Source organism: Megasphaera cerevisiae DSM 20462, from assembly GCF_001045675.1.
GTDB classification, from domain to species: Bacteria; Bacillota; Negativicutes; order Veillonellales; family Megasphaeraceae; genus Megasphaera; species Megasphaera cerevisiae.
The window spans coordinates 17,880-42,547 of the sequence record NZ_LEKT01000009.1 but is presented as its reverse complement, the minus strand read 5'-3'; the positions used below and the strand labels follow the sequence as shown (position 1 = coordinate 42,547).

The window sequence follows — 24,668 nt, the reverse complement described above, 5'->3', positions numbered from 1 at the left end:
ATACATACTTAGTGCATAGGGAGGAAATGATATGATTACGGATGATAACATGATGAAATTGCAAAACGGCAGCGATGTCCGCGGCGTAGCAGTAGCGGGGGGCGCCTCAGAGCCGGTTACGTTGTTCCCCGAAGCCGTGAATCGTATTGCTGCGGGTTTTGTCCGTTTTTTGGCAGCAAAAACAGGAAAACAGCCGGGCAACCTGCGGATTGCAGTGGGTCATGACTCCCGTATTTCTGCCGGCATGCTGAAACAGTCCGTGTTAGAAGGTATTTGTGTGCAGGGGGCGGCAGCTGCCGATTGCGGCTTGGCCTCCACACCGGCCATGTTTATGTCGATTATTTTTGAGCAGACCCATATGGACGGAGCGATTATGATTACGGCCAGCCACCTGCCGTACAACCGTAACGGATTAAAGTTTTTTACAAAAAGCGGCGGTTTGGAAAAAGCAGATATTACGGAAGTACTCCGGAGTGCTTCCGGCATGAAGGCGCAATCCTGTGGCAATGCAGGCGTGCAGAAAATTAATATTATTGATATATATGCAAAGCACTTATGCGGGAAAATACGGGAAGGCCTGCAGGCTGCGCCTGACAGTAAGCCGCTGGCGGGGATGCATGTTGTTGTGGATGCCGGAAACGGCGGCGGCGGATTTTTTGCGGATAAAGTGCTTGCTGTGCTGGGAGCCGATACGTCAGGCAGTCAATTCCTCGATCCGGACGGTATGTTTCCCAATCACATTCCCAATCCGGAAAATAAAGAGGCCATGGCGGCTATTCGTAAAGCTGTCTTAGACAATCATGCCGATCTGGGACTTATTTTTGATACGGACGTAGATCGCATGAGTGCGGTTCTTCCCGATGGGAAGGCTATTGATCGAAATGCACTGATTGCAATGATGGCGGCAATTCTGGCGCCAACGTATCCTGGCAGCACGATTGTGACGGACTCTGTTACCTCAGATGAATTGACTACATTTTTACAGGATGAACTGCATTTGATCCATCACCGGTATATGCGGGGCTACAAAAATGTTATTGACGAATGTATTCGCTTGAATCAAAACGAAACCGTATCGCCGCTGGCCATCGAAACATCGGGTCATGGAGCACTGAGCGAAAATTATTATCTTGACGATGGAGCCTATTTAGCAGTCAAGCTGCTGATTGCAGCCGCCTGGGCGAAAAAAGAAGGAAGGTCTCTGGGCACGCTGATTGCTGCGTTAAAACAACCGGCTGAAAGCAAAGAATATCGATTGAAAATTAAAGGAACCGATGATGTCAAGGCATATGGGACGGAGGTTCTTCGCATGTTTGAAGCGCGGGCGGCTGCGGCTGGTATTGCCATTGCCAAACCATCGTATGAAGGTACACGACTGGTCTTTGCTGATGGCTGGGCGCTGCTTCGTATGTCTCTGCATGATCCGAATATGCCGCTGAATATAGAAAGCAAGCATCCCGGCGGCTGCAGACATATTGCGGGACAGGTCAGGAAACTTTTGACCGGCTTTGATTGTCTGGACATGAGTGTATTTGATCAATAATAACAAGTCATCGTATTGATTTGTATCGGTATAGTTGCCATTGAAGGAGAACTGTTTGTTAGCATATACATAGAAAAACACAAACCAAGAAGGTGTCTGGCAAAAAAAATATAATTTCTCTTGACTATTTGACTTTATGCTGTATGATATAAAGGAGAACTGGCACTCGATGATAGGGAGTGCTAATATATCTTGAATAAAAGGAGACTGTTAGACATGGCAAAAGAAATGTTTGAATTTCAGGCAGAAACGAAGCAGTTGTTGGACTTGATGGTCCATTCTATCTATACGAATCATGAAATTTTTTTACGGGAATTGATTTCCAATGCCTCGGATGCGATTGATAAACTTCATTATCAATCCTTGACCAATCGGGAATTATTGGAAGGAGACACGAATTTTGAAATTCACCTGACTCCGGATGAAGCTGCGCATACGCTGACGATTTCTGATAACGGGATCGGCATGAACCGTGATGAAATCATTCAGGATTTGGGGACCATTGCCAAATCAGGAACGAAGGCTTTTCTGGAAAAGCTGAAAGAAACGAAGGAAGCCGATGAAAAGGTAACAGATAAAGATATGATTGGTCAGTTTGGTGTTGGCTTTTATTCTGCCTTTATGGTTGCCGACAGCGTGACTGTCGTCACACGCAAAGCTGGAGAAACTAAGGCATACCAATGGGAATCGGCAGGAGATGGTCAATACAGCTTGGAAGAATGCGAAAAGCCAAAGCATGGTACTACGATTGTCCTGCATTTAGGCACAGGTTTTTATGGCAGTGATGCGGAAGAAAACTATACGGATAAAAATTCCCTTGAAAGCCTGGTTAAAAAATACTCGGATTATATTCGTTATCCCATTACCATGGAGTTCACGGTAAAGGAAAAACCAAAGGACAAAGACGGCAAGCCCATTGAAGATGCTAAAGAGGAAGAACGTGTGGAAACACGTACTTTAAATTCCATGCAGCCTCTGTGGACGCGTACTAAATCAGATATTAAACCAGAAGAATATAAAGAATTTTTCCAGCATCAATTTTTTGAATGGGAAGATCCCATGGAAATTTTCCATACGCGTGTAGAAGGGAATGTCGAATATACGGCATTGCTGTTTATTCCGGGCAGTGCCCCCTTCAACTTGTATTATTCTGATTATGAACCGGGCATTCAACTGTATTCGCGGCATGTATTTATTATGGATAAATGCAAGGATCTGCTTCCGGATTATTTGCGTTTTGTCAAAGGCCTTGTCGATTCACCTGATTTATCCTTGAACATTTCACGGGAATTGTTGCAGCAAAGCCGGGAATTGAAGCTTATGGGACGTAATTTGGAAAAAAATATTCTCAAGACGTTGACTCGCAAGCTGGATAAAGACCGGGACGCCTATGAAAAATTCTGGGCCGAATATGGTAAATCCTTGAAAATAGGGATTTACAGCGGCATGATGAGCGGCGAAAATAACGTCGAAAAGTTAAAGGATTTGATCCTGTTCACGTCCTCAAAGGACGGCAAGCTTTGCACACTCAAGGAATATGCAGGCCGTATGAAGGAAGGGCAGAAGAAGATTTACTATGCAACGGGCAAAGATAAAGCGGCTATTGATGGATTACCTCAAATGGAATTGCTGCGCGATAAGGATATTGAAGTCTTGTGCATGACAGATCCTGTCGATGAATTTGCTGTTGAAGCCATTCGTGAATATGATGGCAAACAGTTCCACTCTATCAGCCGCGGGGATTTGGATCTCGACGATGATGCATTTAAAGAAGAAAAGAAGAAAAATGAAGACTTGACTAAAAATAATGAAGGTCTTTTGAATGATATGAAGGAATTTTTGGATGGAAAAGTAGTCGACGTTCGGCTATCTAATCGCTTGAAAACGGGTGCCGTATGCCTTGTATCTGATGCGGCAGGGCCGTCTCTTTCCATGGAACAAGCCTTTGCAGCGGCAAATAACCCGATGCTCAAGGCCAGACGGATTTTGGAAATCAATCCGCACCATGCCCTTTTTGAAAGGTTGCAGCATGTGCATGAAACCGGCAAGGATGCGCCGGAATTCAAGGATTACTGCAAGTTGATGTATGATCAGGCACTTCTCCTGGAAGGGATTATGCCGGATGATCCTGTCACCTTTGCAAATAAAGTTGCTGAAATGATGGCAAAATAAAATAGATTGCAAAAAAGAAGTACGGTGGGCACCATATACTCACCGTACTTCTTTTTTGTGCGGGATAAGGAATCGTATGTTTGATTAGTGCACATTTGACGATAAGAAAGTGTAATGGTATAGTTTTCTATATGCAATATTTGCAATTATTTATCATATGCGGAATAGTTTGAAGGGTGGTCTTAGTATGGAAAGTGTCTTTTTACGGCAGTTTTTGATGATCAGCGATATGCGGACCGTTTTGTTTTTGGCGGTGCTGATAGTGCTCTTTGGTTTTATTTATTATTTGTATAAAAAACGGCACATGAGTTTTTCCGTTGTTGTTATGATCGGTACGGGTTTAGGTCTGCTGTTAGGATTAAGTATCCAGGCCATGATCGGATTTTCGCCGGAACCGATGAAAATCACATTTGTCAAAGAGGTAACGAATTGGTACGCGTTATTTGGCAATGGTTTTATGGATTTGATTAAAATGCTGGTTGTACCTCTGGTACTTATTACGATGGTTCATGTCGTTATCAACATGAAGGGCGGACAGACCATGAGTAAATTGGTCAAGGCCGGCGTGGGCGTGACGATGGGGATGGTAGCCATTGCGGCTGTAGTCGGAACGGCTATGGGGATGCTCTTTCAGGTTGGGGCGGGCATAGCCGTTGAGAGCGGCGCGGCAAAAGCCAAGGAAATCGTATCAGTCGCTTCGACGCTGCGCAGCCTTATTCCAGGAAATCTTGTGGACAGCATGGTTCATAATAATGTCATCGGAATGGTTATTTTTGCCGCTATTTTGGGTGCCGCTATTTGGTGGGTCAACTATGAAGACGCAGAAACGGCAGAACCATTGTATAAATTGATCAACAGCCTGTACAAAGCCATTATCAATATGGCACTGCTGATTTTGGATCTTATGCCGTATGCCGTAATTCCACTGCTGGCGAATACCATTGCGCAGCATGGTCTGGTCGGACTTCTTGATGTAGGAAAATTTATTATTGTGCTTTATGCCGCTATGATTCTGCAATTTATTATTCAGCTGATTATGCTGGCCTTGTACGGAATTAACCCGTGGCCTCATTTGAAAAAGTCCTATCCGGCTCTGCTGCTGGCATTTACTTCCCGGTCTTCGCTGGGGTGCCTGCCGATGACCCTGGAAACGCTGACAAAACGTCTCGGTGTTTCTCAAGGAACGGCCAGTTTTGTTGCAGGTTTTGGCTGCACTGCCGGCATGCAAGGCTGCGCCGGTGTATTTCCGTCTATGTTGATTGTCTATGTGGCTAACGTGACGGGACAGCCTATTGACTTTACGTTGATTGTCATGACGATTATCGTTGTTACGATTGGCTCACTCGGTATTGCCGGGATTCCCGGCGTAGCGACCATGGCGGCGTCTGTAGGACTGTCTGGCGTTGGCATGGGAGCACAGTTTGTCAAAGTCAGTCCCATTTTAGCAATCGACCCGTTTATTGATATGGGCCGGACACTGTTGAATGTTGCCGGAGCAATTACCAATGCGCTGATTGTCGATAAATATATGGGTTCCCTTAACGCACATACCTATCAGGATATGCAGGCAGGATTACAGACAAAAAAGACGGACACAGATAACAAACAATAAAACATATCTTTCTTTGCATGCGGGAGAGCTTTACATAGAAAACTGCCATACACGCAGCATACGGTGTATGGCAGTTTTTGTATGTCCGATTTTTTCGAAACGGTGGGATGCGGCTTTTAAGCAGCTGCATAGCGGAAAAATCACTGCGGGAATATACAAAAATAAGCGTGCAGATGCGACGGATTTTTTCACATAGTTATATCTGTACATATGTTTGGTTCCATGCTATACTAATGTAACCGATAATAGTTATTTTTTAATGAATATGGGGGAGGCAGCGAAGTGGATATACAATCCCATTTAAATAAAGATTATAATATGGAAACGCCGTTTCGCGTCGTGGCGCCGTACCAGCCCATGGGAGATCAGCCTGAGGCCGTTCAGTCACTGGCCGGCGGTATTCGATCCGGCCAATGGGCGCAGGTACTTCTGGGAGCGACGGGTACGGGCAAAACGTTTACAATGGCTAAGGTCATCGAGGCAGTACAGAAGCCGACACTGATCATCGCTCACAATAAGACGCTGGCTGCCCAGCTGTGCAGCGAATTCAAAGCTTTTTTTCCTGACAATGAGGTGGGATACTTTGTCAGCTACTATGATTATTATCAGCCGGAAGCGTATATTGCGTCGACGGATACGTATATTGAAAAGGATGCGTCTATCAATGATGAAATTGATAAACTGCGCCATTCGGCTACGATGAGTCTGTTTGAACGGCGTGACGTGATTATTGTGGCGTCTGTATCCTGTATTTATGGCTTGGGCGATCCGGAGGATTATAGTGAATTGGTTGTATCGCTTCGCCTGGGGCAGGAAAAGACACAGGAAGAAATACTCCATAAACTGGTGGATATTCAATATTCCCGCAATGATATGGATTTGCAGCGCGGTACTTTCCGTGTTCATGGCGATACGATTGAAGTCGTGCCTGCGGCGTATGACAATTCCGTCATCCGTATCGAAATGTTCGGAGATGAAATTGACAGATTGACAGAGGTGGATATTCTTACTGGCGAAATAATTGCAGAACGGAAGCATGTGGCGATTTATCCGGCCAGTCATTATGTCACGACCAAGGAAAAAATGGAAAAGGCGCTTGTCACGATCCGTAAGGAACTCGAACAGCAGTTGACGGAACTGCGGGACGGCGGTCACCTTTTGGAAGCACAGCGACTGGAACAGCGTACTCGGTATGACATGGAAATGATGGAGGAAATGGGATATTGCTCCGGCATCGAAAATTATTCCCGCCATTTGGCGGGACGCACTGCCGGTCAGGCCCCATATACGCTTCTCGATTATTTTCCCGATGATTTTCTTATTATGATTGATGAATCTCACGTTACCTTACCGCAGCTGCGGGCTATGTATGCCGGTGATCGGTCGCGGAAGGAATCCTTGATTGAATACGGCTTCCGGCTGCCGTCAGCCTTGGATAACCGGCCTTTGAAGTTTGAGGAATTTGTAGAGCGGATCAATCAGATCGTCTATGTCAGCGCTACGCCGGGAGAATATGAAATGAGTGTGCAGACCAACCTGGCGCAGCAGATTATCCGGCCAACAGGCCTGCTGGATCCAGAGGTGGAAGTGCGGCCTATTGCCGGACAAATGGATGATTTGCTGGGTGAGATTCGTAAACGTATGGAACGGCACGAACGGGTTTTGGTAACTACGCTGACAAAAAAAATGGCAGAAGATTTGACGGATTACCTGAAAGAAATGGGGATTCTCGTGCGCTATCTTCATTCGGATATCGCTACGATCGAGCGGGCTGAAATCATCCGTGATCTGCGGGCCGGCGTATTTGACGTGCTGGTAGGGATCAATCTTCTCCGGGAAGGTCTGGACATGCCGGAGGTATCCCTGGTAGCAATCCTGGATGCCGATAAAGAAGGCTTTCTTCGGTCAGATACGTCGCTTATCCAAACCATGGGCCGGGCAGCCCGCAACGTCCATGGTACGGTTATTATGTATGCTGATAGAATGACAGGCTCGATGCTCCGAGCTATGGATGAAACGAAACGTCGCCGGGAAGTGCAGGACGCTTATAATAAAACGAATCACATTACACCTAAGTCTGTCCAAAAGGCTGTTGTGGATCTCATTGAATTGACAAAAATCGCCGAAGACAGTGTCTCTTATAAAGGCGGTGGAGAAAAGCTGACGAAGGAAGCACTGCATAAAGTAATCAACACGGTAACACAGCAGATGAAGGCGGCGGCGAAAGGACTTGAATTTGAAAAGGCGGCGGAGCTGCGGGATCGTTTGGGAACGCTGCGTCAGCAGTTGGCAGATTTGAGCCATGATGATACATTGCCTAAAGAAATGCAGGGCGAAGATATGCCGTCCGCACGATATATCAGAAAGGTGAAGCGGCCAGACCGCAGCCGGAAGAAAAAAGCATGAACTGCACCGTTTATGGCAGGTAACTATTTCATTTAATATGATGATAAGGAGTATATAATCAACCTATGCAGGAACCATATATTGTTATTAAAGGTGCACGACAGCACAATTTAAAAAATATAGATGTAAAAATTCCTCGAGACAAGCTGGTTGTGTTTACCGGTTTGTCCGGATCCGGAAAATCATCGCTGGCTTTTGATACGATCTATGCGGAAGGACAACGGCGATATGTTGAATCTCTGTCGGCATATGCCCGGCAGTTTTTAGGACAGATGGACAAGCCGGATGTCGATTATATTGAAGGACTGTCCCCTGCTATTTCTATTGATCAAAAGACAACAAGCCGCAATCCCCGTTCTACCGTCGGCACGGTTACCGAGATTTATGATTATCTCCGGCTGCTGTATGCGCGCGTAGGCGATGCCTTCTGTCCTAAATGCGGCAAGCCCATCCGGCAGCAGACGATTGAACAAATGGCCGATTCAGTCATGGCGCTCGGAGAAGGGGAAAAGGTCATGATCATGGCACCGGTTGTTGACGGACGCAAGGGAACTCATCAGAAAATCCTGACCCGGCTCGTCAAGGACGGGTACGTGCGGGTGCGGGTTGACGGAACTGTTTATCTCTTATCCGACGATATTCCTATGGATAAAAATAAAAAGCATACGATAGAAGTGATTATCGACCGGCTGGTTATAAAAAGCAGTATTCTAACTCGACTGACAGATTCACTGGAAACAGCGGCCAAGCTTAGTGACGGCATTGTCCATATCTTGCAGATGAACACCAAAAAAGTACTTACCTTCAGTCAGCACTTTGCCTGCCCGGATTGCCATATCAGCCTGCCGGAAATAGAGCCGCATCTTTTTTCCTTTAATAGTCCTTTCGGCGCCTGCCCGGATTGCTCCGGCATTGGCAGTACGATGGAAGTGGATCAGCATTTGGTGCTGCCCGATGAGGATAAACCCTTCGCCGACGGGGCCATTGCGGCACTGAGCAGTAATCCCGATTCGTGGTTTATGCGTCAGCTGGGAGGGCTGCTCAAGCCCCGGGGATTTACGCTGAATGCCTGCTATAGCGAACTTCCTGAGGAACTGCAGAAAAAAATTCTGTGGGGCGCCGCGGATACCTGTGTATTTGAATATGAAAATCTGCGCGGAGAGGTAAAAACCTTTTCCACCCCTTTTGAAGGCGTTATTCCCATGGTGCGCCGCCGCTATCGTGAAGCCTCTTCGGACATGATGCGGGATCAGTTTGAACAATTTATGTCCGTGAAGCCCTGCACGACGTGTCACGGTGCCCGGCTGCGTCCGGAAGCGCTGGCGATCAAAATTGGCGGATTAAATATTTATGAATTAACGACTTGCACTGTCAGTGATATGATACGCTTTTTTCAAGGCTTGCAGCTGACGGAAAAACAGCAGCTTATTGGCAAACAGATTTTTAAGGAAATACGGTCACGTCTGGAATTTCTGCAGACTGTCGGCTTGGAGTATCTTACCTTGTCCCGGACGGCAGGAACACTGTCCGGCGGTGAAGCTCAGCGTATCCGTCTGGCAACGCAGATTGGCTCAGGGCTTGTCGGCGTATTGTACATTTTGGATGAACCGTCTATCGGACTTCACCAGCGGGATAACGATAAACTTCTTCAGGCATTGCAGCATCTGCGTGATCTGGGCAATACGCTTATCGTGGTAGAGCACGATGAGGATACGATGCGGGCGGCAGATTTTATTGTCGATATAGGTCCGGCTGCAGGAGAACATGGCGGTCAGGTCGTCGCGCAGGGGACCGTTGCCGACATTATGGCCTGCGAACAGTCTGTGACCGGTCAGTATTTGAAAGGCACAAAATTTATCCCCCTTCCTGTCGAACGGCGTCGGGGCACCGGTAAGATGATTGAAGTTATCGGTGCGGAAGAACATAATTTGAAAAAGATCAATGTATCCTTCCCTATAGGAACCTTGACGGTAGTGACGGGCGTATCCGGATCGGGCAAATCGACCTTGGTCAATGAAATACTCTACAAAGGGCTGGCTGAAGCTGTTTATGGGACATTACACCGGCCGGGAAAATTCAAGAAAATAAAGGGCACGGAATATATCGATAAAATCATTAATATCGATCAATCACCCATCGGACGGACGCCGCGTTCCAATCCGGCCACGTATACCGGTGTGTTTGATTTTATACGTCAACTGTACAGTCAGACCTCGGAAGCTAAGGTGCGGGGCTATAAGGCGGGGCGGTTCAGCTTTAACATCAAAGGCGGACGCTGTGAAGCCTGCCATGGCGACGGCATCATCCGCATTGAAATGAACTTCCTGCCTGATGTATATGTGCCCTGTGAGGTTTGCCACGGAGCGCGCTATAACAGGGAGACGCTGGAAGTAAAATATAAGGGAAAAACGATTTCTGACGTACTGAACATGACTGTTGATGATGCTTGTGAGTTTTTTGCCAACCTTCCGCGAATTCTTAATAAATTGAAAACACTGCAGGAAGTTGGCTTAGGATATATCCGTCTGGGGCAGCCGGCTACGACACTTTCCGGTGGGGAAGCTCAGCGTATCAAGCTGGCCGCAGAACTGTCCAAACGCAGTACGGGACGAACTTTGTATATATTGGACGAACCGACGACGGGTTTGCATGCCGCAGACATTCACAAGCTCATGGATGTACTGCAGATGCTCGTCGATGGCGGAGATACGGTCATTGTCATCGAGCATAATCTGGATGTTATCAAGACGGCTGATTATATTATTGACCTGGGGCCTGAGGGCGGAGACGGCGGCGGCAGTATTGTTGCTGCTGGAACGCCGGAAGACATTTGCCGTGTGCCGGAGTCGTATACCGGCAGATTTTTAAAGCCTGTCTTAGAACGAACCAGACAGCTCATGACAAAGGGGAAGGATCATGGCAGTAAGTGAAGCAGTACTGGAGAAAATACATAATCTGACGACACAGCCTGGTGTATATCTTTGGAAGGATGTGACCGGCCGTATTATTTACGTCGGCAAGGCTGTTAATCTGCGTAACCGTGTTAAAAGCTATGTCCGGAGAGATGTAAACCGATCTCCGAAGGTAGCAGCCATGATGAGTCATGCTGTCGATTTGGAAACGATGGTTGTGACTAATGAGATGGAAGCGCTCATACTGGAAAATACGCTGATCAAAAAGCATCATCCACGGTATAATATTATGCTTCGGGACGATAAAACATATCCCTATATTAAAGTGACGCTGCAAGAGGACTATCCGCGTATTTACATGACGCGCCGTGTCTTGCGGGACGGTGCCCGCTACTTCGGCCCCTTTGCTGATGCTGGGGCCGTACATCGTGTGCTGAAGCTCCTGCAGCGTGCTTTTCATATCAGGTCCTGCCGTACGATGCGGACAGATCGTCCTTGCCTGCAGTATCATCTGGGCCACTGTGATGCACCCTGTGTGCATTATATTACCAGGGCCGCATACGGCGAGCTGGTTCAGCAAGCCGTCAATGTCCTGGATGGGCGGGATACCGGTGTGCTGCGGGAACTGCAGTCTAACATGGAGGAAGCGGCAGAACAGATGGAATTTGAAAAAGCGGCTATGTACCGTGATCAAATTCAATCTATTCATGTTATTCAAAAGCAGCAGACAATCGTGACACAAGGGGGCGGGGATATGGATGTTCTTGGCTTTTCTCGTGATGCAGGACAGACTTGTGTGCAGATTTATTTGATACGCCGGGGCAAGCTCATGGGGCGAGAGACCTTCAGTCTGGATAATAGTGCGGATGAAACGGCGGCGGCTCTTACCGACGCTGTACTGGATCAATATTACACCGGCGATGTATTTGTACCCAGGGAAATCGTCGCAGCGGCAGTCGATGACGTAGAAGGGCATGAACGGCGCCTCAGCGCCAAAAAGGGGCAGCATGTATCTCTTGTCGTGCCCCAGCGGGGCCTGAAAAAAAAGCTGCTTGATATGGCCGAAGACAATGCTCGCGTTTTGTTGGAACAGCGCCGCCTGCAATGGCAGCATGACAAGGATAAGACCAGCGGCGCCGTCGAAGCGCTGGCCCGTATTCTTGATTTGCCGCATCTGCCGGAACGGATGGAGTGCTTTGATATTTCGCATACGCAGGGAATTGAAACAGTGGCTTCGATGGTGGTGTTTGAAGGAGGCCGGCCGGCTAAAAAGGAATATCGCCGTTTTAAATTGAAAACTGTTCAGGGAAAGCCGGATGATTTTAAATCTATGGCGGAAATCATGGGCCGGCGCTACCGTGAAAGTGAATGGCCTGAGCCGGATCTGATTATTATAGACGGCGGCAAAGGGCAGCTTCATGCTGCCTTGCCAGTCATACGGGCGGCTGGTTGCGAAGCGCCGGTTGTCAGCCTGGCTAAGCGCATCGAAGAAGTATTTGTCGAGGGGCGGAGTGATTCTATCATTTTGGATCATCATACGCCGGAGCTGCAGCTGCTGCAGGCTATCCGGGATGAAGCGCACCGCTTTGCCATTACCTATCATCGCAGTCTGCGCGGCAAGCGGAGTCTTGTATCCATCCTTGACCACGTAGAAGGTATCGGCCCCAAACGCCGCAAGGCCTTGTGGCAGTCTTTCAAAACACTGGAAGACATGAAAGGTGCTACTGTGGAAGAATTGGCTGCTGTGCCGGGCATGTCCAGACAGGCAGCGGAAAATGTATATTATTTTTTTCGTTTGGGTACCGATGAAAAGCGAAAAATGATATAATGATATAACAATATATTATGTGAGGAGGAGATGGAAGGATGATTAAACAGAAATTTCTTATGGCGGTATGTTCTGCGCTGCTGATCGGTTCCATGGCCTTGGCGGCATCCCCGGCCGCAGTACAGGATGCGCAAAGGGCAGTATACACACGTCCTAACGGCAGTACGCTGACGGTACAATATCCTCAGGTCTCTGTAGAAGGTAATCTGGCAGCGGGACAAGCAATTACCCAGTATTTTTTGGATGAACAAAAAAAAGCGGAACAATTCTTCCAAAAAGAGGGTCGGGACGACATGAAAATGACCGAAGAAAAGTCCTATGCAGTGACACTCAACGATGGGAAATATTTGTCCTTTATTGATCAAGGATATATTTATCTTGAAGGGGCAGCACATCCCACAAGCTGGAAGACCGGTGTAACCTTTGACGTACAGACCGGGCAGCGGCTCAACTGGCAGGACCTGGTCCGCCCGCAGGATGCGAAGGACTTCACGCTGAAGCGCATCAATAATAAAATTACGCTCAGCTCCTATAAGTTGTCCTCTTATTTCAATGGCTTAACGGAACTTCCGTCCAATTATTATCTGGATGGCAAACGGAATATACACTTTCTTTTTGGGCAATATGAAATTGCACCGTACGCTACCGGTATTGTAGACATTGATATGGGAAAACCGGCAAAATGAGTATTGCAAAATGCAGTAGCATATGGTATGATGAAAAGGGATAATTAATAAGGACTATCCGTTAGTAAAACATTTTTAGGAGGTATGTTAGAATGGACAAATACGAATGCACTATCTGTGGTTACATTTATGATGAAGCGGAAGGTGACGCTGATAACGGCGTAGCGGCAGGCACAAAATTTGCTGATTTGCCGGAAGACTGGGTCTGCCCGACCTGTGGCGCAGGCAAAGATGCCTTTACAAAAATGGACTGATTTTCAGCAATGTCAAAACCTACTGTCATGTGATATACTCATGACAGTAGGTTTTTTTTAGAGGAGGTAAAAATAATGGATGTAAAAGAAATGCGTGATAATGCAAGAAAACGGATGAAAGGCTGTCATGTCTGTCCCGAATGCAACGGCAAAGCTTGTGTCGGCATGATTCCCGGGTTTGGCGGACTGCGGACTGCACACTCCTTTATGCGTAATGTAGAAGCGCTGCAGGAATACGGGCTGATCATGCGCAGCATGGCCGGAGTGGAAACACCGGATACGGCAATCGAACTGTTTGGAAAAAAGCTGAGTCTGCCAGTGCTGATCGCTCCGGTCGGCGGCATCGTGCTGAATGCCAAAGTCGAGGGCGATCCCGAAGCCGTTGAAAGAGAATATGACGAAGCCGTTACACAAGGGGCTATGGAAGCGGGTACCTTAGCCTTTACCGGTGATAGTGGGGCTGCCTACATGTATGCCTCAGGAATCGAATCCTGCCAAAAAAGACGGGGATTTGTCATTCCGACGATCAAGCCCCGGGAAGACGTCAAGATTATTGAAAAGGCCAAGCTGGCGGAAGCGGCCGGCGCACCGGCTGTGGCTAGTGATATTGATGCGGCTACGCTGATCAACATGCGCATTTTTGGGCAGCCCGTAGGTCCCAAAAATGCGGACAGCATCAAAAAGATTGCGGCATCAGTCCATATTCCGTTTATTGTCAAGGGCATCATGTCTCCAGAGGAAGCGATAGCTTGTGTTGACGCCGGTGCGAAAGGCATTGTCGTCAGCAATCACGGCGGCCGTATTCTGGACGGTATGGCCGGAACCGCAGATGTACTGCCGGAAATTGCGGATGCGGTCAAAGGACGGATTACGATTTTTGTTGACGGCGGTGTACGCCGTGGAGAAGATGTTTTGAAAATGCTGGCTCTTGGTGCTGACGCAGTTCTCATCGGACGGCTGGCTGCTGTGGCCGCCATCGGCGGTGGGGCAGAAGGGGTAAAGCTCATGCTGGATACCTTCAAAAGAGAACTCAGTGATGCTATGATGATTACCGGTACGGCAGACCTTAAACATGTCAGCCGCACCATATTGAAACAAATTAAATAGTATATGTGTTGCTCCAGTAAGTGACAGTAACAATACTCCGTTTTTTCCTGCAGGATACCGGTGAAGAGACGGAGTATTGCTGCGAAAAATATACTTTCAAATTCAAAATAATAGTTGTCAATTGCTTTGAATGATTCTTGTATGCAGGGCTATTCTCCCGTATAATCGCCTGCCGTCGCTGTTAAGGAAAAAACTTGCTTGCTATATAATGCTAATGTATAATTGTGTTGAAAAATAAAATTATGCTGCTAGGCAGGAGGGGATTTTTATGAAAAAAAATTATGCATTGGTAAAATATATGCCGGCAGTACTGCTGGCCGGTGCATTCTTTCTGACGTATCCAGTCCAAGGTGAAGATACGGCCGCAAGGGACCGCGATAATGCGCCGGTATCATCCAGCTATGAGTTCAGATCTATCTCTTATGGCGATAATCAGGATGGCAGAACCTATCATCGCATTATAACCATGCGCGATGGGGTCAAGGATGCGGACGTCACAACTGTCGGCGGCAGCGCCATGTGGGATACAGATGACCAGGGCCAGTATGTTAATGGATATATGAATGGTATTGAAATAAAGGAAGGCAACGTCAAGGCAAACAACGTAGCTGCTGAAAATATCCAGTCTGCCACAGCAAATATAGGTACGGTATACGGTACGGCGATCCATGTCGGGAGCGGCTCCCTGGGCGGTGTCCAATTCACCGGCAGCGGTGTGGTTACTGGGGTGCAAACCAATGAGGCAGATCCGACATCTGCAGTCACTCTTGCATATTTGAATCAAAAAGTAACTGCCTTGGAGGCAGAAAATCAAAAGCTGCAGGAAGAAATAGAAGCATTAAAAAAGAAATAATGATGTAACAATGCAAGCGTGTACATACATATACTATTTTTTCGCCGCTGGTCACGAGGGTGACTGGCGGTCTTGTTTTCAATACGACAACAAGACCGCCGCCCGGCCATCGACCGGGCCGCCTTCGTACAGGTGCGGCAAAAAGTGGGCGACAAGCTGGGACTCCAGGCCTGGTATCTCCGCTCCATGGGCGAAGGCTATCACAAGACGGGCATGGAAGAAATAGCCGGCGGCTGGGGGAATTATGATCAGGAAATGGACATTGCCAATGTCTTCGGCATCGGCGCCCAATACAAGCTCGGCGCATCCTATCTGTCCTTCGACTGGGGGATCAACCGCGCTGCTACGGGCCGCTATTTCCATGGCGGCCGCGATGCCTACGGACGCTATACCGGCGGCGGCTCGGCGCCGACCTTCTGGGTGGCCCGCGTCGACGTGGGTAAGGCGGATACGGAGCGTCCCGGCAGCTGGAATGCCTTTGCGGACTACAAGTACTTCGAACACGGCTCCTTCTTCGGCGGCAACGGCACAGAAGGGGTACCGGACCGCTACCTCGACGGCATCCGCTCCTTTACCCTGGGGGCCGGCTACGTCCCAGCGAAAAACTTCCTCCTGGAAGCCTTCTATACCTTCGGTGCCAAGAGCACAAGCCAGCGCGACACCCTCTACGGGCCGGAACACTTTACGCTGGGAGACTATACGAGAATTCAGGCGACGTATCGTTTTTAGGTGCGGCAAACTATATGAAGCATTCTTACGACAAAAAAGATTAGGAAACCGGTCTTTTTGTCGTAAAGATGGCGGCCTGAAAGATATAAAAACAAGCAGGACCGGAATTTGTTCCGGTCCTGCTTGTTTTAAAAAATATGTAATAAAAATGCCGGGGTGCTTACGCGTTGGTATCAGACGGTGCTTCTATTGGATCGTAGCCGGCTGGCTTGTCCAATATGGCAGCTTCGTCCTGTGCCGAGGGAACCGGTGCAAAACCGTTACGGAACAGGGTGCGTACAGATTGTATATAAGCTGGTATGATTTGATCCATGAGAAGATATCGCTTGCGGAACAGGTTGCGTTTCTGGGATTTGATATCCCCGTATTTGCGGCGCTTTTCTTCAATAGGCATACGAAAATACCATGCTTCTCTCGGATCAGGGACCGCTCCTTCATCAATCCAGAAATCATTGAAGTTGGTTTTTTTGGAACGGTTGCCTCGCAGGACGTGGCTGTTGGTGTAAAAACCTTCATCAGTGATGACATAAAAATCGTGAATTCCCAAGGTCTGGATAAAGATGCGCAGCAAATATAAAATAAAGTTTTTGGGACGATAGCCAAAGAGTTTTTTGGTAAGCGCCTTGGTCGTATCCAAGCCATGCTTGGAGCCTTGAAGCGTGCCGATATAGATAGACGGTATGCCGTCTGCATTGTAGTCGAAACGGAAGTTGAAATGATATATCATTTCTTGTTCATGATATAAGCCGAGGGACAGAAAGCCTTCTTTTCGCTGGCCCGTGTCAAAGAGAAGACGGGCTTCGAGGGGCAGCGTGCTGTCCTCTGATTTCCATAGTGTATATCCGGACTCCCAATAGATTTTGTGGATGACCTCGTCAGAAAAAAAACTGCGCAGAATGGTGAAATGGTGAAGCAGCGCATCCAGACGCTGACGCATCGTTGAGTTTTTGAAGAGAAAGACGCGGGTCATGACCTCTTGGAAATCTGGATCGTGTGTTTCGAAAAAGCCCTGCATGGGCGGGTAAGCTTCAAAAAAAGCATATAATTCTTCAAACAGGCTGCGGTTGGTTACTGCGCGAAAGAAAAAGACGACAGCCCGTTTATTTTCCTGAGCATTCCGCGGACCATATATTTTTCTGGACAGACGCCAGAAATGGGACATGCTGTGCATGAAATAGGCCTCCTCAATTGGGGTAGAATAAGACACATATTAAAACATTATTATACTGTTATTCTTGGAGACATGTCAACGTTACGTTAGAAATCTATTTATTGTTAAATAAAGCAGAACAAAAAACATAAACAAAAATAAAACAAAATGATTACATAAAACGCTGAAATATAATTTATATATTGACATATGGCTGGTATTTTGATAGAATGATAACAAGCAAAGGCGCTGTTACTATAACAGCGCCTTGTTTTGTTGTCGTATTGAAAACCATACGCTGTGCGTATGGTTCTAAAAGCTTATAGCTATACGTAGAAAAAGCAAAACCTCCTTTGCTATACTAAGCACAGGTTCGCCAACCGTACTTAGAGCAAAGGAGGAAAATGCTATCCATGGACACTTCAAGTTTAGCACATACAAAATGGAGATGTAAATATCATCTTGTGTTTGCACCCAAGTACCGTAGACAATTGATTTACGGGAAATTAAAAAAAGATATTGGAAAAATTTTACGGGAATTATGTAGTCGGAAAGATGTAGAAATACTGGAAGCTAATGCGTGTAGGGATCATATACATATGTTAGTGAGTATTCCACCTAAGTTGTCCGTATCTGCGTTTGTAGGATATTTGAAAGGAAAAAGCTCTCTGATCATTTTCGAAAGACATGGGCAATTAAAATATCGATACGGAAACAGAAAATTTTGGTGTAAAGGATACTACGTTGATACAGTGGGAAGAAATCAGAAGGTAATTGCACAATATATCCGAGAACAGTTACAGGAAGATATGGTGTGTGACCAAATGACACTGAAAGAACTTGTAGATCCATTCACGGGGAAACCCTATAAATAAGAAGCGCCCCTCGGAGAGGGGCAGCAGGTAAGTGTAGTGCGGTTGGTGGATTTTCCATAGGCCCTTGCGGCCTAGGCAGGTAATAAGGCTTCTAGCCGCAGAGCAAACTACCTGTTATACAGGTAGTTTTGATTTAAGAGAAGGGAGATATGTTATGAAAAAGAAATTTGATTGGAGCTTGCTTATGGGGGCGGCTTTTCTGATGGCGACGTCCTCTATCGGACCCGGATTTTTGACGCAGACGACAGTATTTACACAGCAGCTGATGGCCAGTTTTGGTTTTGTTATTTTATTTTCCGTCATTTTAGATATTGGTGCGCAGCTCAATGTGTGGCGCATCATCGGTGTCAGCGGCAAGCGGGGGCAGGATGTGGCCAATCTGGTTTTACCGGGACTTGGCTATTTTGTGGCTTTTTTGATCGTATTAGGCGGCCTGGCTTTCAATATCGGCAATATCGCTGGCTGCGGGCTGGGCTTTCAAGTGTTGTTTGGCGTGGATCCCAAGGTTGGAGCCGCTATCAGTGCCATCATTGCCGTGTCTATCTTTGTGGTAAAGGAAGCCGGCAGGGCTATGGATAAGTTTACCCAGATAGCGGGTGTAGCTATGATTCTTTTGACTCTATATGTGGCTGTTTCTTCCAATCCGCCTGTTGGCGAGGCCATCCAAAAAACATTCATGCCGGATACGATTGATTATGTATCTATCGTTACCCTGATCGGCGGCACCGTCGGCGGTTATATTACTTTTTCCGGCGGGCACCGCCTTGTTGATGCCGGTGTGACTGGTGTAGAGGCATTGCCCCAGATTACCCGTTCTTCTGTAACCGGTGTCTGCGTGACCGGCGTTATGCGGGTGCTGCTGTTTCTGGCGACGTTAGGTGTTGTTTCGTCAGGACTGGTGTTAGATAAAGCCAATCCTCCTGCTTCGGTATTTCTATTAGCGGCTGGTAATGTGGGTTATAAGATTTTTGGTATCGTTATGTGGGCCGCCGCTATTTCTTCGGTTATCGGAGCCGCCTATACGTCGGTATCGTTCATTCGTACGTTCAGCAAAAAATTAGATATGAATTATCGCTGGCTGGTTATTGCCTTTATTGTTTTTTCCACGCTGGTGTTTGTTATTGTTGGACGTCCTGTTTTTATATTGGTTCTTGTCGGTACGCTCAACGGATTGATTTTGCCAATCACTCTTGGCGTTATGCTGCTGGCGGCATATAATAAAAAGATAGTAGGTGATTACAAGCATCCTAAATGGATGACTGTGTTTGGTGTTATCGTGGTAATCATGACGGCGTACATGAGCGTCATGACGCTGATTACACAAGTTCCTAAGTGGTTTAGCTAATGTGAGGAGGCAGCATGATGGAATATAGTTCTATGAAGCCGGGCGATGTGCGGCGCTTGATACGGGAAGGGAAATTCACAACCTTTACAAGCGGCGTATGCAACGGGTATGCCCAGGCCAATTTGGCCATCCTTCCCAAAGAGCTGGCTTTTGATTTCTTGTTGTTCGCGCAGCGCAATCCCAAACCCTGCCCTGTGCTGGATGTGACGGAGGCAGGCAATCCGGAACCACGATTGGCAGCGCCGGGAGCCGATATTCGTTTCGATATTCCCAAGTACCGTATTTACCGCAAAGGAGAATTGACTGATGAGGTAACGGATTTGAAACAGTATTGGCGTCAGGATTTGGTAGCGTTCCTGCTGGGGTGTAGCTTTTCCTTCGAAGGACCTATGCTGGATGCGGGATTGGAAGTGCGGCATATTACGGAAGATCATAATGTGCCTATGTATATTACCGATATTCCCTGCACGCCTGCGGGTGTGTTTCACGGGCCTATGGTCGTATCCATGCGGCCGATGACTCCTGAAAATGCGATTCGGGCTGTCCAGGTAACGAGTCGTATGCCATCTGTGCACGGGGCGCCTGTGCATATCGGAGATCCGGCCGCTATCGGTATTCGCGATATTTCCAAGCCTGATTTTGGTGATCCGTCGACTATCCGACCCGGTGAGATTCCCGTGTTTTGGGCCTGCGGCGTCACACCGCAGGCAGTAGCCATGTCGGTCAAACCGGAATTTATGATTACGCATGCGCCGGGACATATGTTTATTACAGATCTGCTTAATGCGGATTTGAGCGTATTATAGGAGGCGTTCATGTATACTATTGATTTGAACAGTGATTTGGGGGAAGGCTTCGGTGCCTATACGATCGGCAGTGATGGGGATATATTAAAGCATGTGACCTCGGCGAATATTGCCTGCGGGTTTCACGCCGGCGATCCTGTCGTGATGAATAAAACGGTTGCTCTGGCTGCCGGTAACGGCGTTGCCATGGGGGCACATCCGGGGCTGCCGGACTTGGTGGGCTTCGGGCGCCGCACTATGGCTGTTACACCGGAGGAAGCCTACGCCATGGTGGTCTATCAGGTAGGTGCGTTGGCGGCGTTTGCCAAGACGCAGGGACGGTCATTGCAGCATGTCAAGCCGCACGGGGCACTGTACAATATGGCAGTCAAAGATGCGGCACTGGCGGCAGCGGTTGCCCGTGCTGTCCATGATATAGATTCCAACTTGATTTTATTTGGCCTGGCCGGCAGTCAGCTTATCGTGCAGGGGAAAAAAATGGGACTGCAGACGGCCAGCGAGGTATTTGCCGACCGCACCTATCAGCCGGACGGATCGTTGACGCCGCGCAGCCGGGCCGATGCTATGGTGACAGACGAGAACATCGCTATCAGCCGCGTCCTGCGCATGATTACAGAAGGCGTCGTCCGGGCACAGAACGGGGAGGATATTCCCGTCCGGGCTGATACGGTCTGCGTTCATGGTGATGGAGCCAAGGCGCTGGCGTTTGCCTGCAAAATTCACAGTGTCTTGTCTGAACAGGGCGTAACCGTTACGTCGTTTCGCTGAGGTGAAAAGGTGAACATATGAATGAAACTGATTTTGCTATAGAGTCTATGGGAGAAGCTGCCGTGGCTGTATCCTTCGGTCATGTTATTTCACCGGATATACATCAAAAGGTACGGCTTCTGGGCGCATATCTGGATCGCCACCCGTTTGCGGGTTTTACAGAGGTTATTTTATCCTATACCGCAGTGACCGTTATCTACGATCCGTATGCCGTCCATTTGGCCTGCGGTCAGAACGTGCCGCCAGTACAATTTGTCAAAGATACGCTGTTTCAGGCTTTGGCGGCCGCTCATACGGACGTGCTGCCGCCGCCTGCGGTCGTTACGATTCCCGTTTGCTACGGCGGTGAATATGGGCCGGATCTGGCTTTGGTTTCTCAGCAGCATGACATGGCGCCGGAGGAAGTAATAGAAATTCACAGCAGCGGCGAATATTTGGTGTATATGATCGGGTTTTGTCCGGGTTTTCCGTATTTGGGCGGCTTGGATGAACGGATCGCAACACCGCGCCGCCGCAGTCCGCGTTTGGAAATCCCTGCCCGCAGCGTTGGTATTGCCGGCATGCAGACCGGTGTATACCCGCTGGCGACGCCAGGCGGCTGGCAGCTTATAGGCCGTGCTGCCGTTGATTTGTTTACACCGGAGCATACGGAAGCACCGACTCTCTTACATGCCGGTGACATCGTTCGTTTTACGCCTATCAGCCCGGAAGAATATGCTGCTATAAGGGGGATTCAGCCATGAGTATAGTTGTTTTACGGGGAGGGATGCTTTCCGTGCTGCAGGACAGGGGACGTAAGGGCTATCAGAAGGTTGGCATGCTCGTAAACGGTGCTATGGATGAAGAGGCCCTGCGTCTCGGCAATATTTTGACAGGAAACGAGCAGCAGGAAGCGGGACTGGAAATCACCATGCTGGGACCGGTTTTGAAATTTTCTCAAGAAACATTGATTGCACTTACCGGTGCTGATATGGATCCCAGAATCGACGGACGCGCTGTTCCTATGTGGCGTCCTGTATTGGTACGAGCCGGTGCCGTCCTTCGTTTCGGACATTCGCTGAGCGGCTGCCGGTCGTATCTTTGCGTGTCCGGCGGCTATGATGTCCCGAGCGTTATGGGCAGCAAGAGCACCTATCTGCAGGCTCATATCGGAGGATATCAGGGTCGGGCACTGGTACAGGGAGATGTACTGTCTTTGGGGCGGATGAGTGATCAGGGCCGCCGCATTGTCAAAACACTGCATGATACGGGTGGGATCCAGACTTCCGATTGGTATGTCGAAGCGGCCCACCGCTTGTATGATGAAGTCGCTGCCCCGGTCCGGCTTACTGCGGGGCTCCAGTATTCCTGTTTTACGGAGGACAGCCTTCAGCGGCTGGTTTCAGAGCCTTTCCGTATTACCGTTCACTCAGATCGTATGGGCTACCGACTAGAAGGCTGCCAGCTGCGGTTGAAAAAACCGCTGGAAATGATTTCGGAGGCAGCGGTACAAGGTACGATTCAGGTTCCCGCTGATGGTAATCCGATTATCTTGATGGCTGATAGACAAAGCACTGCAGGATATCCGAAGATAGGGCAGGTCATCATGGCAGATATGAGTCGTCTGGCGCAGTACCGGCCGGGAGACTGGGTGCGTTTTGCTGCGGTGACGATAGCACAGGCAGAGGCATTGTTTTTAGAACGGGAGCAATATATACGAAATATCGCTGTTTCTGTGCAATATAGATTGGCTTAAAAATAAATTTCTTTTTAATAGATCAGAGGAAGAATGTGAGGAATACAGTGAATATAAAAGAAATAGAAGCATTGATGCAGGTGTTTGAAAAATCGTCGCTGACAGATTTAAAAATAAAAGATAAGGATTTTTCAGTTGAACTGAGCCGCAGCGGCATGACCTCGCCGCCGGCAGTCATGATTCCGTCTGCTGCAGAAGGGATCGTTCCGGCAGCAGAGGAAAGCGACGTTATTACGGCGCCTATGGTAGGGACGTTCTATATTGCTGCCAATCCGGAATCCAAGCCTTTTGTGAAGGTAGGGGATAAGGTAACGGCTGATACGACCGTATGTGTTTTGGAGGCCATGAAAGTATTTACGGAGGTTCCTGCTGATATAGCCGGTATTATAACAGAGGTTTTAGTATCGGACGGCGATTTTGTTGAATTTAGGCAACCTCTTTTTAAGGTTAAGAGCCGTTAAAGAGGAGTGGGTGTAGTGAATATAAAAAAAGTATTAATTGTAAACAGGGGAGAAATTGCGGTTCGTATTATTCGTGCCTGCCGTGACCTGGGCATCAAAACTGTTGCCGTATATTCCGAAGCTGATGCCAGTGCCATGCATGTCAATCAAGCTGATGAGGCATACTGCATCGGGCCCGCCGCCGCTGCCAAGAGTTATTTGAATGTGACAGCGCTGCTGACGGTAGCTGGGCATGCCCATGCAGATGCGATACATCCCGGGTATGGATTTTTGGCGGAAAACGCTGATTTTGCAGAGGCTTGCCGCAATGCCGGATTTATTTTTGTTGGGCCGTCTGCAGAGGCGATTCGCCGTATGGGAGATAAAGCGCAGGCCCGGGCAGCTATGATTGATGCAGCGGTTCCCGTAGTTCCCGGAACCAAGGATTTGATCCGCTACGTCAATGAATGCGAAGAGGTGGCGGCACAGATCGGGTATCCTATTTTGATTAAAGCCACCGCTGGCGGCGGTGGACGGGGCATGCGTGTGGTTCCGAACCGGCAAAAAATGAAAAAAGCGCTGCAGGAAGCTATGCAGGAAGCTAAAATGAGCTTTGGCAACGGCGGCGTATATTTGGAAAAATATTTGACTCATGCCCGGCATGTGGAAATCCAGATTATGGCCGATTCACACGGCCATGTCGTTGCCTTGGGAGAACGAGACTGCTCGACGCAGCGGCGACATCAAAAAGTCATCGAGGAAGCGCCGTCGTCTTTTGTAGATGAAAAAATGCGTGCTGCCATGAGTACTGCTGCGGTGGCGGCTGCCAAGGCTGTTCAATACTGCGGTGCCGGTACAGTAGAATTTATTGTTGACGAATATAAAAATTTTTATTTTATGGAAATGAATACGCGTATACAAGTTGAACATGGCGTGACAGAATTGGTAACGGGAACGGATTTGGTGAAAACGCAGCTTCGGATTGCCGATGGGGAGGCACTGCCCTGGAAGCAGGAAGATATCCATATCCGCGGCTGGGCGATTGAATGCCGTATTAACGCAGAGGATCCGCAGCATCAATTTATGCCCAGCCCCGGAAAAATTACGGTATATGAACCACCCCAGGGAGAAGGCGTACGTGTTGATTCCTGTATATCTGCCGGTTCGGAAATTACTCCCTTTTATGATTCTATGGTGGCGAAGGTATTGGTGAAAGCGCCGGATCGCAAACAAGCGATACAAAAAATGCTGCAGGCTTTGGAGGATTTTCGTATCGAAGGGATTAAAACTAATATTGACTTGCATTGGAATATTCTTTCGGGACAGATTTTTCAGCAGGGAAAGATGGATACGAGTTATTTAGAAGAGCATTTACAGGAATATATTTAAAAAAAAGGCTGTTATGACAGCCTCTTTTTTTATAATCACTTGCAAAAAGTCAAAAAGA

Annotated in this window: 19 protein-coding genes and 1 pseudogene; 19 read left to right on the top strand and 1 reads right to left on the bottom strand. The window is 48.1% G+C overall.

Annotated features, from left to right (window positions below):
* Positions 1–31: 31 nt before the first annotated feature.
* The 11 genes and pseudogenes from AB840_RS04415 to AB840_RS04365 all read left to right on the top strand — a co-directional run.
* Positions 32–1,543 carry a phosphohexomutase domain-containing protein gene (locus tag AB840_RS04415; RefSeq protein WP_048513628.1) on the top strand — a complete coding sequence of 504 codons (1,512 nt, stop codon included), beginning with the start codon at positions 32–34 and terminating at the stop codon, positions 1,541–1,543.
* 216 nt (positions 1,544–1,759) lie between these two features.
* The gene (gene htpG / locus AB840_RS04410; RefSeq protein ID WP_048513627.1) at positions 1,760–3,715 is read left to right on the top strand and encodes a molecular chaperone HtpG; all 1,956 of its coding nucleotides are present in this window, start codon (positions 1,760–1,762) and stop codon (positions 3,713–3,715) included.
* A gap of 187 nt (positions 3,716–3,902) precedes the next feature.
* Positions 3,903–5,327 carry a cation:dicarboxylate symporter family transporter gene (locus AB840_RS04405; protein ID WP_048513626.1) on the top strand — a complete coding sequence of 475 codons (1,425 nt, stop codon included), beginning with the start codon at positions 3,903–3,905 and terminating at the stop codon, positions 5,325–5,327.
* Between the two features lie 318 nt (positions 5,328–5,645).
* A complete protein-coding gene (gene uvrB, locus AB840_RS04400) occupies positions 5,646–7,733 on the top strand; it encodes an excinuclease ABC subunit UvrB (RefSeq protein ID WP_143742694.1) in 2,088 nt (695 codons plus the stop codon).
* 65 nt (positions 7,734–7,798) lie between these two features.
* A complete protein-coding gene (gene uvrA / locus AB840_RS04395; protein WP_048513624.1) occupies positions 7,799–10,663 on the top strand; it encodes an excinuclease ABC subunit UvrA in 2,865 nt (954 codons plus the stop codon).
* Positions 10,650–12,473, top strand: coding sequence for an excinuclease ABC subunit UvrC (gene uvrC, locus AB840_RS04390; protein WP_048513623.1), 1,824 nt, complete (start codon positions 10,650–10,652; stop codon positions 12,471–12,473). The genes uvrA and uvrC overlap by 14 nt, the downstream gene beginning before the upstream one ends.
* A 38-nt stretch (positions 12,474–12,511) precedes the next feature.
* Positions 12,512–13,159 (top strand): DUF3298 and DUF4163 domain-containing protein, encoded by a 648-nt coding sequence (locus AB840_RS04385; protein WP_048513622.1) that lies wholly within the window; start codon positions 12,512–12,514, stop codon positions 13,157–13,159.
* A gap of 92 nt (positions 13,160–13,251) precedes the next feature.
* Complete coding sequence (rd, locus tag AB840_RS04380; RefSeq protein WP_048513621.1) at positions 13,252–13,413, top strand: rubredoxin; 162 nt, start codon at positions 13,252–13,254, stop codon at positions 13,411–13,413.
* A gap of 75 nt (positions 13,414–13,488) precedes the next feature.
* A complete protein-coding gene (locus AB840_RS04375) occupies positions 13,489–14,520 on the top strand; it encodes an alpha-hydroxy-acid oxidizing protein (RefSeq protein WP_048513620.1) in 1,032 nt (343 codons plus the stop codon).
* Between the two features lie 268 nt (positions 14,521–14,788).
* Entirely contained in the window at positions 14,789–15,373 is a 585-nt protein-coding gene (locus AB840_RS04370; RefSeq protein ID WP_048513619.1) for a hypothetical protein, read from the top strand.
* Between the two features lie 81 nt (positions 15,374–15,454).
* A pseudogene (locus AB840_RS04365) lies at positions 15,455–16,102 on the top strand (TonB-dependent receptor); the annotation flags it as partial.
* Positions 16,103–16,262: 160 nt separating this feature from the next.
* On the opposite strand, the gene AB840_RS04360 reads toward AB840_RS04365, so the two are convergent.
* Positions 16,263–17,273 carry a VirK/YbjX family protein gene (locus AB840_RS04360; RefSeq protein ID WP_048513617.1) on the bottom strand — a complete coding sequence of 337 codons (1,011 nt, stop codon included), beginning with the start codon at positions 17,271–17,273 and terminating at the stop codon, positions 16,263–16,265.
* Between the two features lie 392 nt (positions 17,274–17,665).
* Between AB840_RS04360 and tnpA the strand changes: the two genes are divergently transcribed.
* The 8 genes from tnpA to accC all read left to right on the top strand — a co-directional run bounded on the left by tnpA (position 17,666) and on the right by accC (position 24,610).
* Positions 17,666–18,127, top strand: coding sequence for an IS200/IS605 family transposase (gene tnpA, locus AB840_RS04355; RefSeq protein WP_200809882.1), 462 nt, complete (start codon positions 17,666–17,668; stop codon positions 18,125–18,127).
* Between the two features lie 154 nt (positions 18,128–18,281).
* Positions 18,282–19,472 (top strand): NRAMP family divalent metal transporter, encoded by a 1,191-nt coding sequence (locus AB840_RS04350; protein WP_048513615.1) that lies wholly within the window; start codon positions 18,282–18,284, stop codon positions 19,470–19,472.
* Positions 19,473–19,486: 14 nt separating this feature from the next.
* Positions 19,487–20,278, top strand: a complete 792-nt coding sequence (locus AB840_RS04345) for a putative hydro-lyase (protein ID WP_048513614.1) — start codon at positions 19,487–19,489, stop codon at positions 20,276–20,278.
* A 9-nt stretch (positions 20,279–20,287) separates the two neighbouring features.
* The gene (locus AB840_RS04340; protein ID WP_048513613.1) at positions 20,288–21,046 is read left to right on the top strand and encodes a LamB/YcsF family protein; all 759 of its coding nucleotides are present in this window, start codon (positions 20,288–20,290) and stop codon (positions 21,044–21,046) included.
* A 17-nt stretch (positions 21,047–21,063) separates the two neighbouring features.
* Positions 21,064–21,789 carry a 5-oxoprolinase subunit PxpB gene (pxpB, locus tag AB840_RS04335; RefSeq protein WP_048513612.1) on the top strand — a complete coding sequence of 242 codons (726 nt, stop codon included), beginning with the start codon at positions 21,064–21,066 and terminating at the stop codon, positions 21,787–21,789.
* Positions 21,786–22,781 carry a 5-oxoprolinase subunit C family protein gene (locus tag AB840_RS04330; RefSeq protein WP_048513611.1) on the top strand — a complete coding sequence of 332 codons (996 nt, stop codon included), beginning with the start codon at positions 21,786–21,788 and terminating at the stop codon, positions 22,779–22,781. The genes pxpB and AB840_RS04330 overlap by 4 nt, the downstream gene beginning before the upstream one ends.
* Positions 22,782–22,828: 47 nt before the next feature.
* A complete protein-coding gene (locus AB840_RS15775) occupies positions 22,829–23,242 on the top strand; it encodes an acetyl-CoA carboxylase biotin carboxyl carrier protein (protein ID WP_053078138.1) in 414 nt (137 codons plus the stop codon).
* A 15-nt stretch (positions 23,243–23,257) separates the two neighbouring features.
* On the top strand, positions 23,258–24,610 hold the full coding sequence (gene accC, locus AB840_RS04320) for an acetyl-CoA carboxylase biotin carboxylase subunit (RefSeq protein WP_143745039.1): 1,353 nt from the start codon (positions 23,258–23,260) through the stop codon (positions 24,608–24,610).
* Positions 24,611–24,668 lie beyond the last annotated feature (58 nt).

Excerpts from the sequence above, each read along its gene's own strand:
- uvrA (WP_048513624.1), top strand. The coding sequence starts at position 7,799 with ATGCAGGAACCATATATTGTTATTAAAGGTGCACGACAGCACAATTTA.
- AB840_RS04345 (WP_048513614.1), top strand. The coding sequence starts at position 19,487 with ATGATGGAATATAGTTCTATGAAGCCGGGCGATGTGCGGCGCTTGATA.
- AB840_RS04405 (WP_048513626.1), top strand. The coding sequence starts at position 3,903 with ATGGAAAGTGTCTTTTTACGGCAGTTTTTGATGATCAGCGATATGCGG.
- uvrC (WP_048513623.1), top strand. The coding sequence starts at position 10,650 with ATGGCAGTAAGTGAAGCAGTACTGGAGAAAATACATAATCTGACGACA.
- AB840_RS04370 (WP_048513619.1), top strand. The coding sequence starts at position 14,789 with ATGAAAAAAAATTATGCATTGGTAAAATATATGCCGGCAGTACTGCTG.
- AB840_RS04360 (WP_048513617.1), bottom strand. The coding sequence starts at position 17,273 with ATGCACAGCATGTCCCATTTCTGGCGTCTGTCCAGAAAAATATATGGT.
- AB840_RS04415 (WP_048513628.1), top strand. The coding sequence starts at position 32 with ATGATTACGGATGATAACATGATGAAATTGCAAAACGGCAGCGATGTC.
- AB840_RS04350 (WP_048513615.1), top strand. The coding sequence starts at position 18,282 with ATGAAAAAGAAATTTGATTGGAGCTTGCTTATGGGGGCGGCTTTTCTG.
- htpG (WP_048513627.1), top strand. The coding sequence starts at position 1,760 with ATGGCAAAAGAAATGTTTGAATTTCAGGCAGAAACGAAGCAGTTGTTG.
- pxpB (WP_048513612.1), top strand. The coding sequence starts at position 21,064 with ATGAATGAAACTGATTTTGCTATAGAGTCTATGGGAGAAGCTGCCGTG.
- tnpA (WP_200809882.1), top strand. The coding sequence starts at position 17,666 with ATGGACACTTCAAGTTTAGCACATACAAAATGGAGATGTAAATATCAT.
- uvrB (WP_143742694.1), top strand. The coding sequence starts at position 5,646 with ATGGAAACGCCGTTTCGCGTCGTGGCGCCGTACCAGCCCATGGGAGAT.
- AB840_RS04330 (WP_048513611.1), top strand. The coding sequence starts at position 21,786 with ATGAGTATAGTTGTTTTACGGGGAGGGATGCTTTCCGTGCTGCAGGAC.
- AB840_RS04375 (WP_048513620.1), top strand. The coding sequence starts at position 13,489 with ATGGATGTAAAAGAAATGCGTGATAATGCAAGAAAACGGATGAAAGGC.
- AB840_RS04385 (WP_048513622.1), top strand. The coding sequence starts at position 12,512 with ATGATTAAACAGAAATTTCTTATGGCGGTATGTTCTGCGCTGCTGATC.
- rd (WP_048513621.1), top strand. The coding sequence starts at position 13,252 with ATGGACAAATACGAATGCACTATCTGTGGTTACATTTATGATGAAGCG.
- AB840_RS04340 (WP_048513613.1), top strand. The coding sequence starts at position 20,288 with ATGTATACTATTGATTTGAACAGTGATTTGGGGGAAGGCTTCGGTGCC.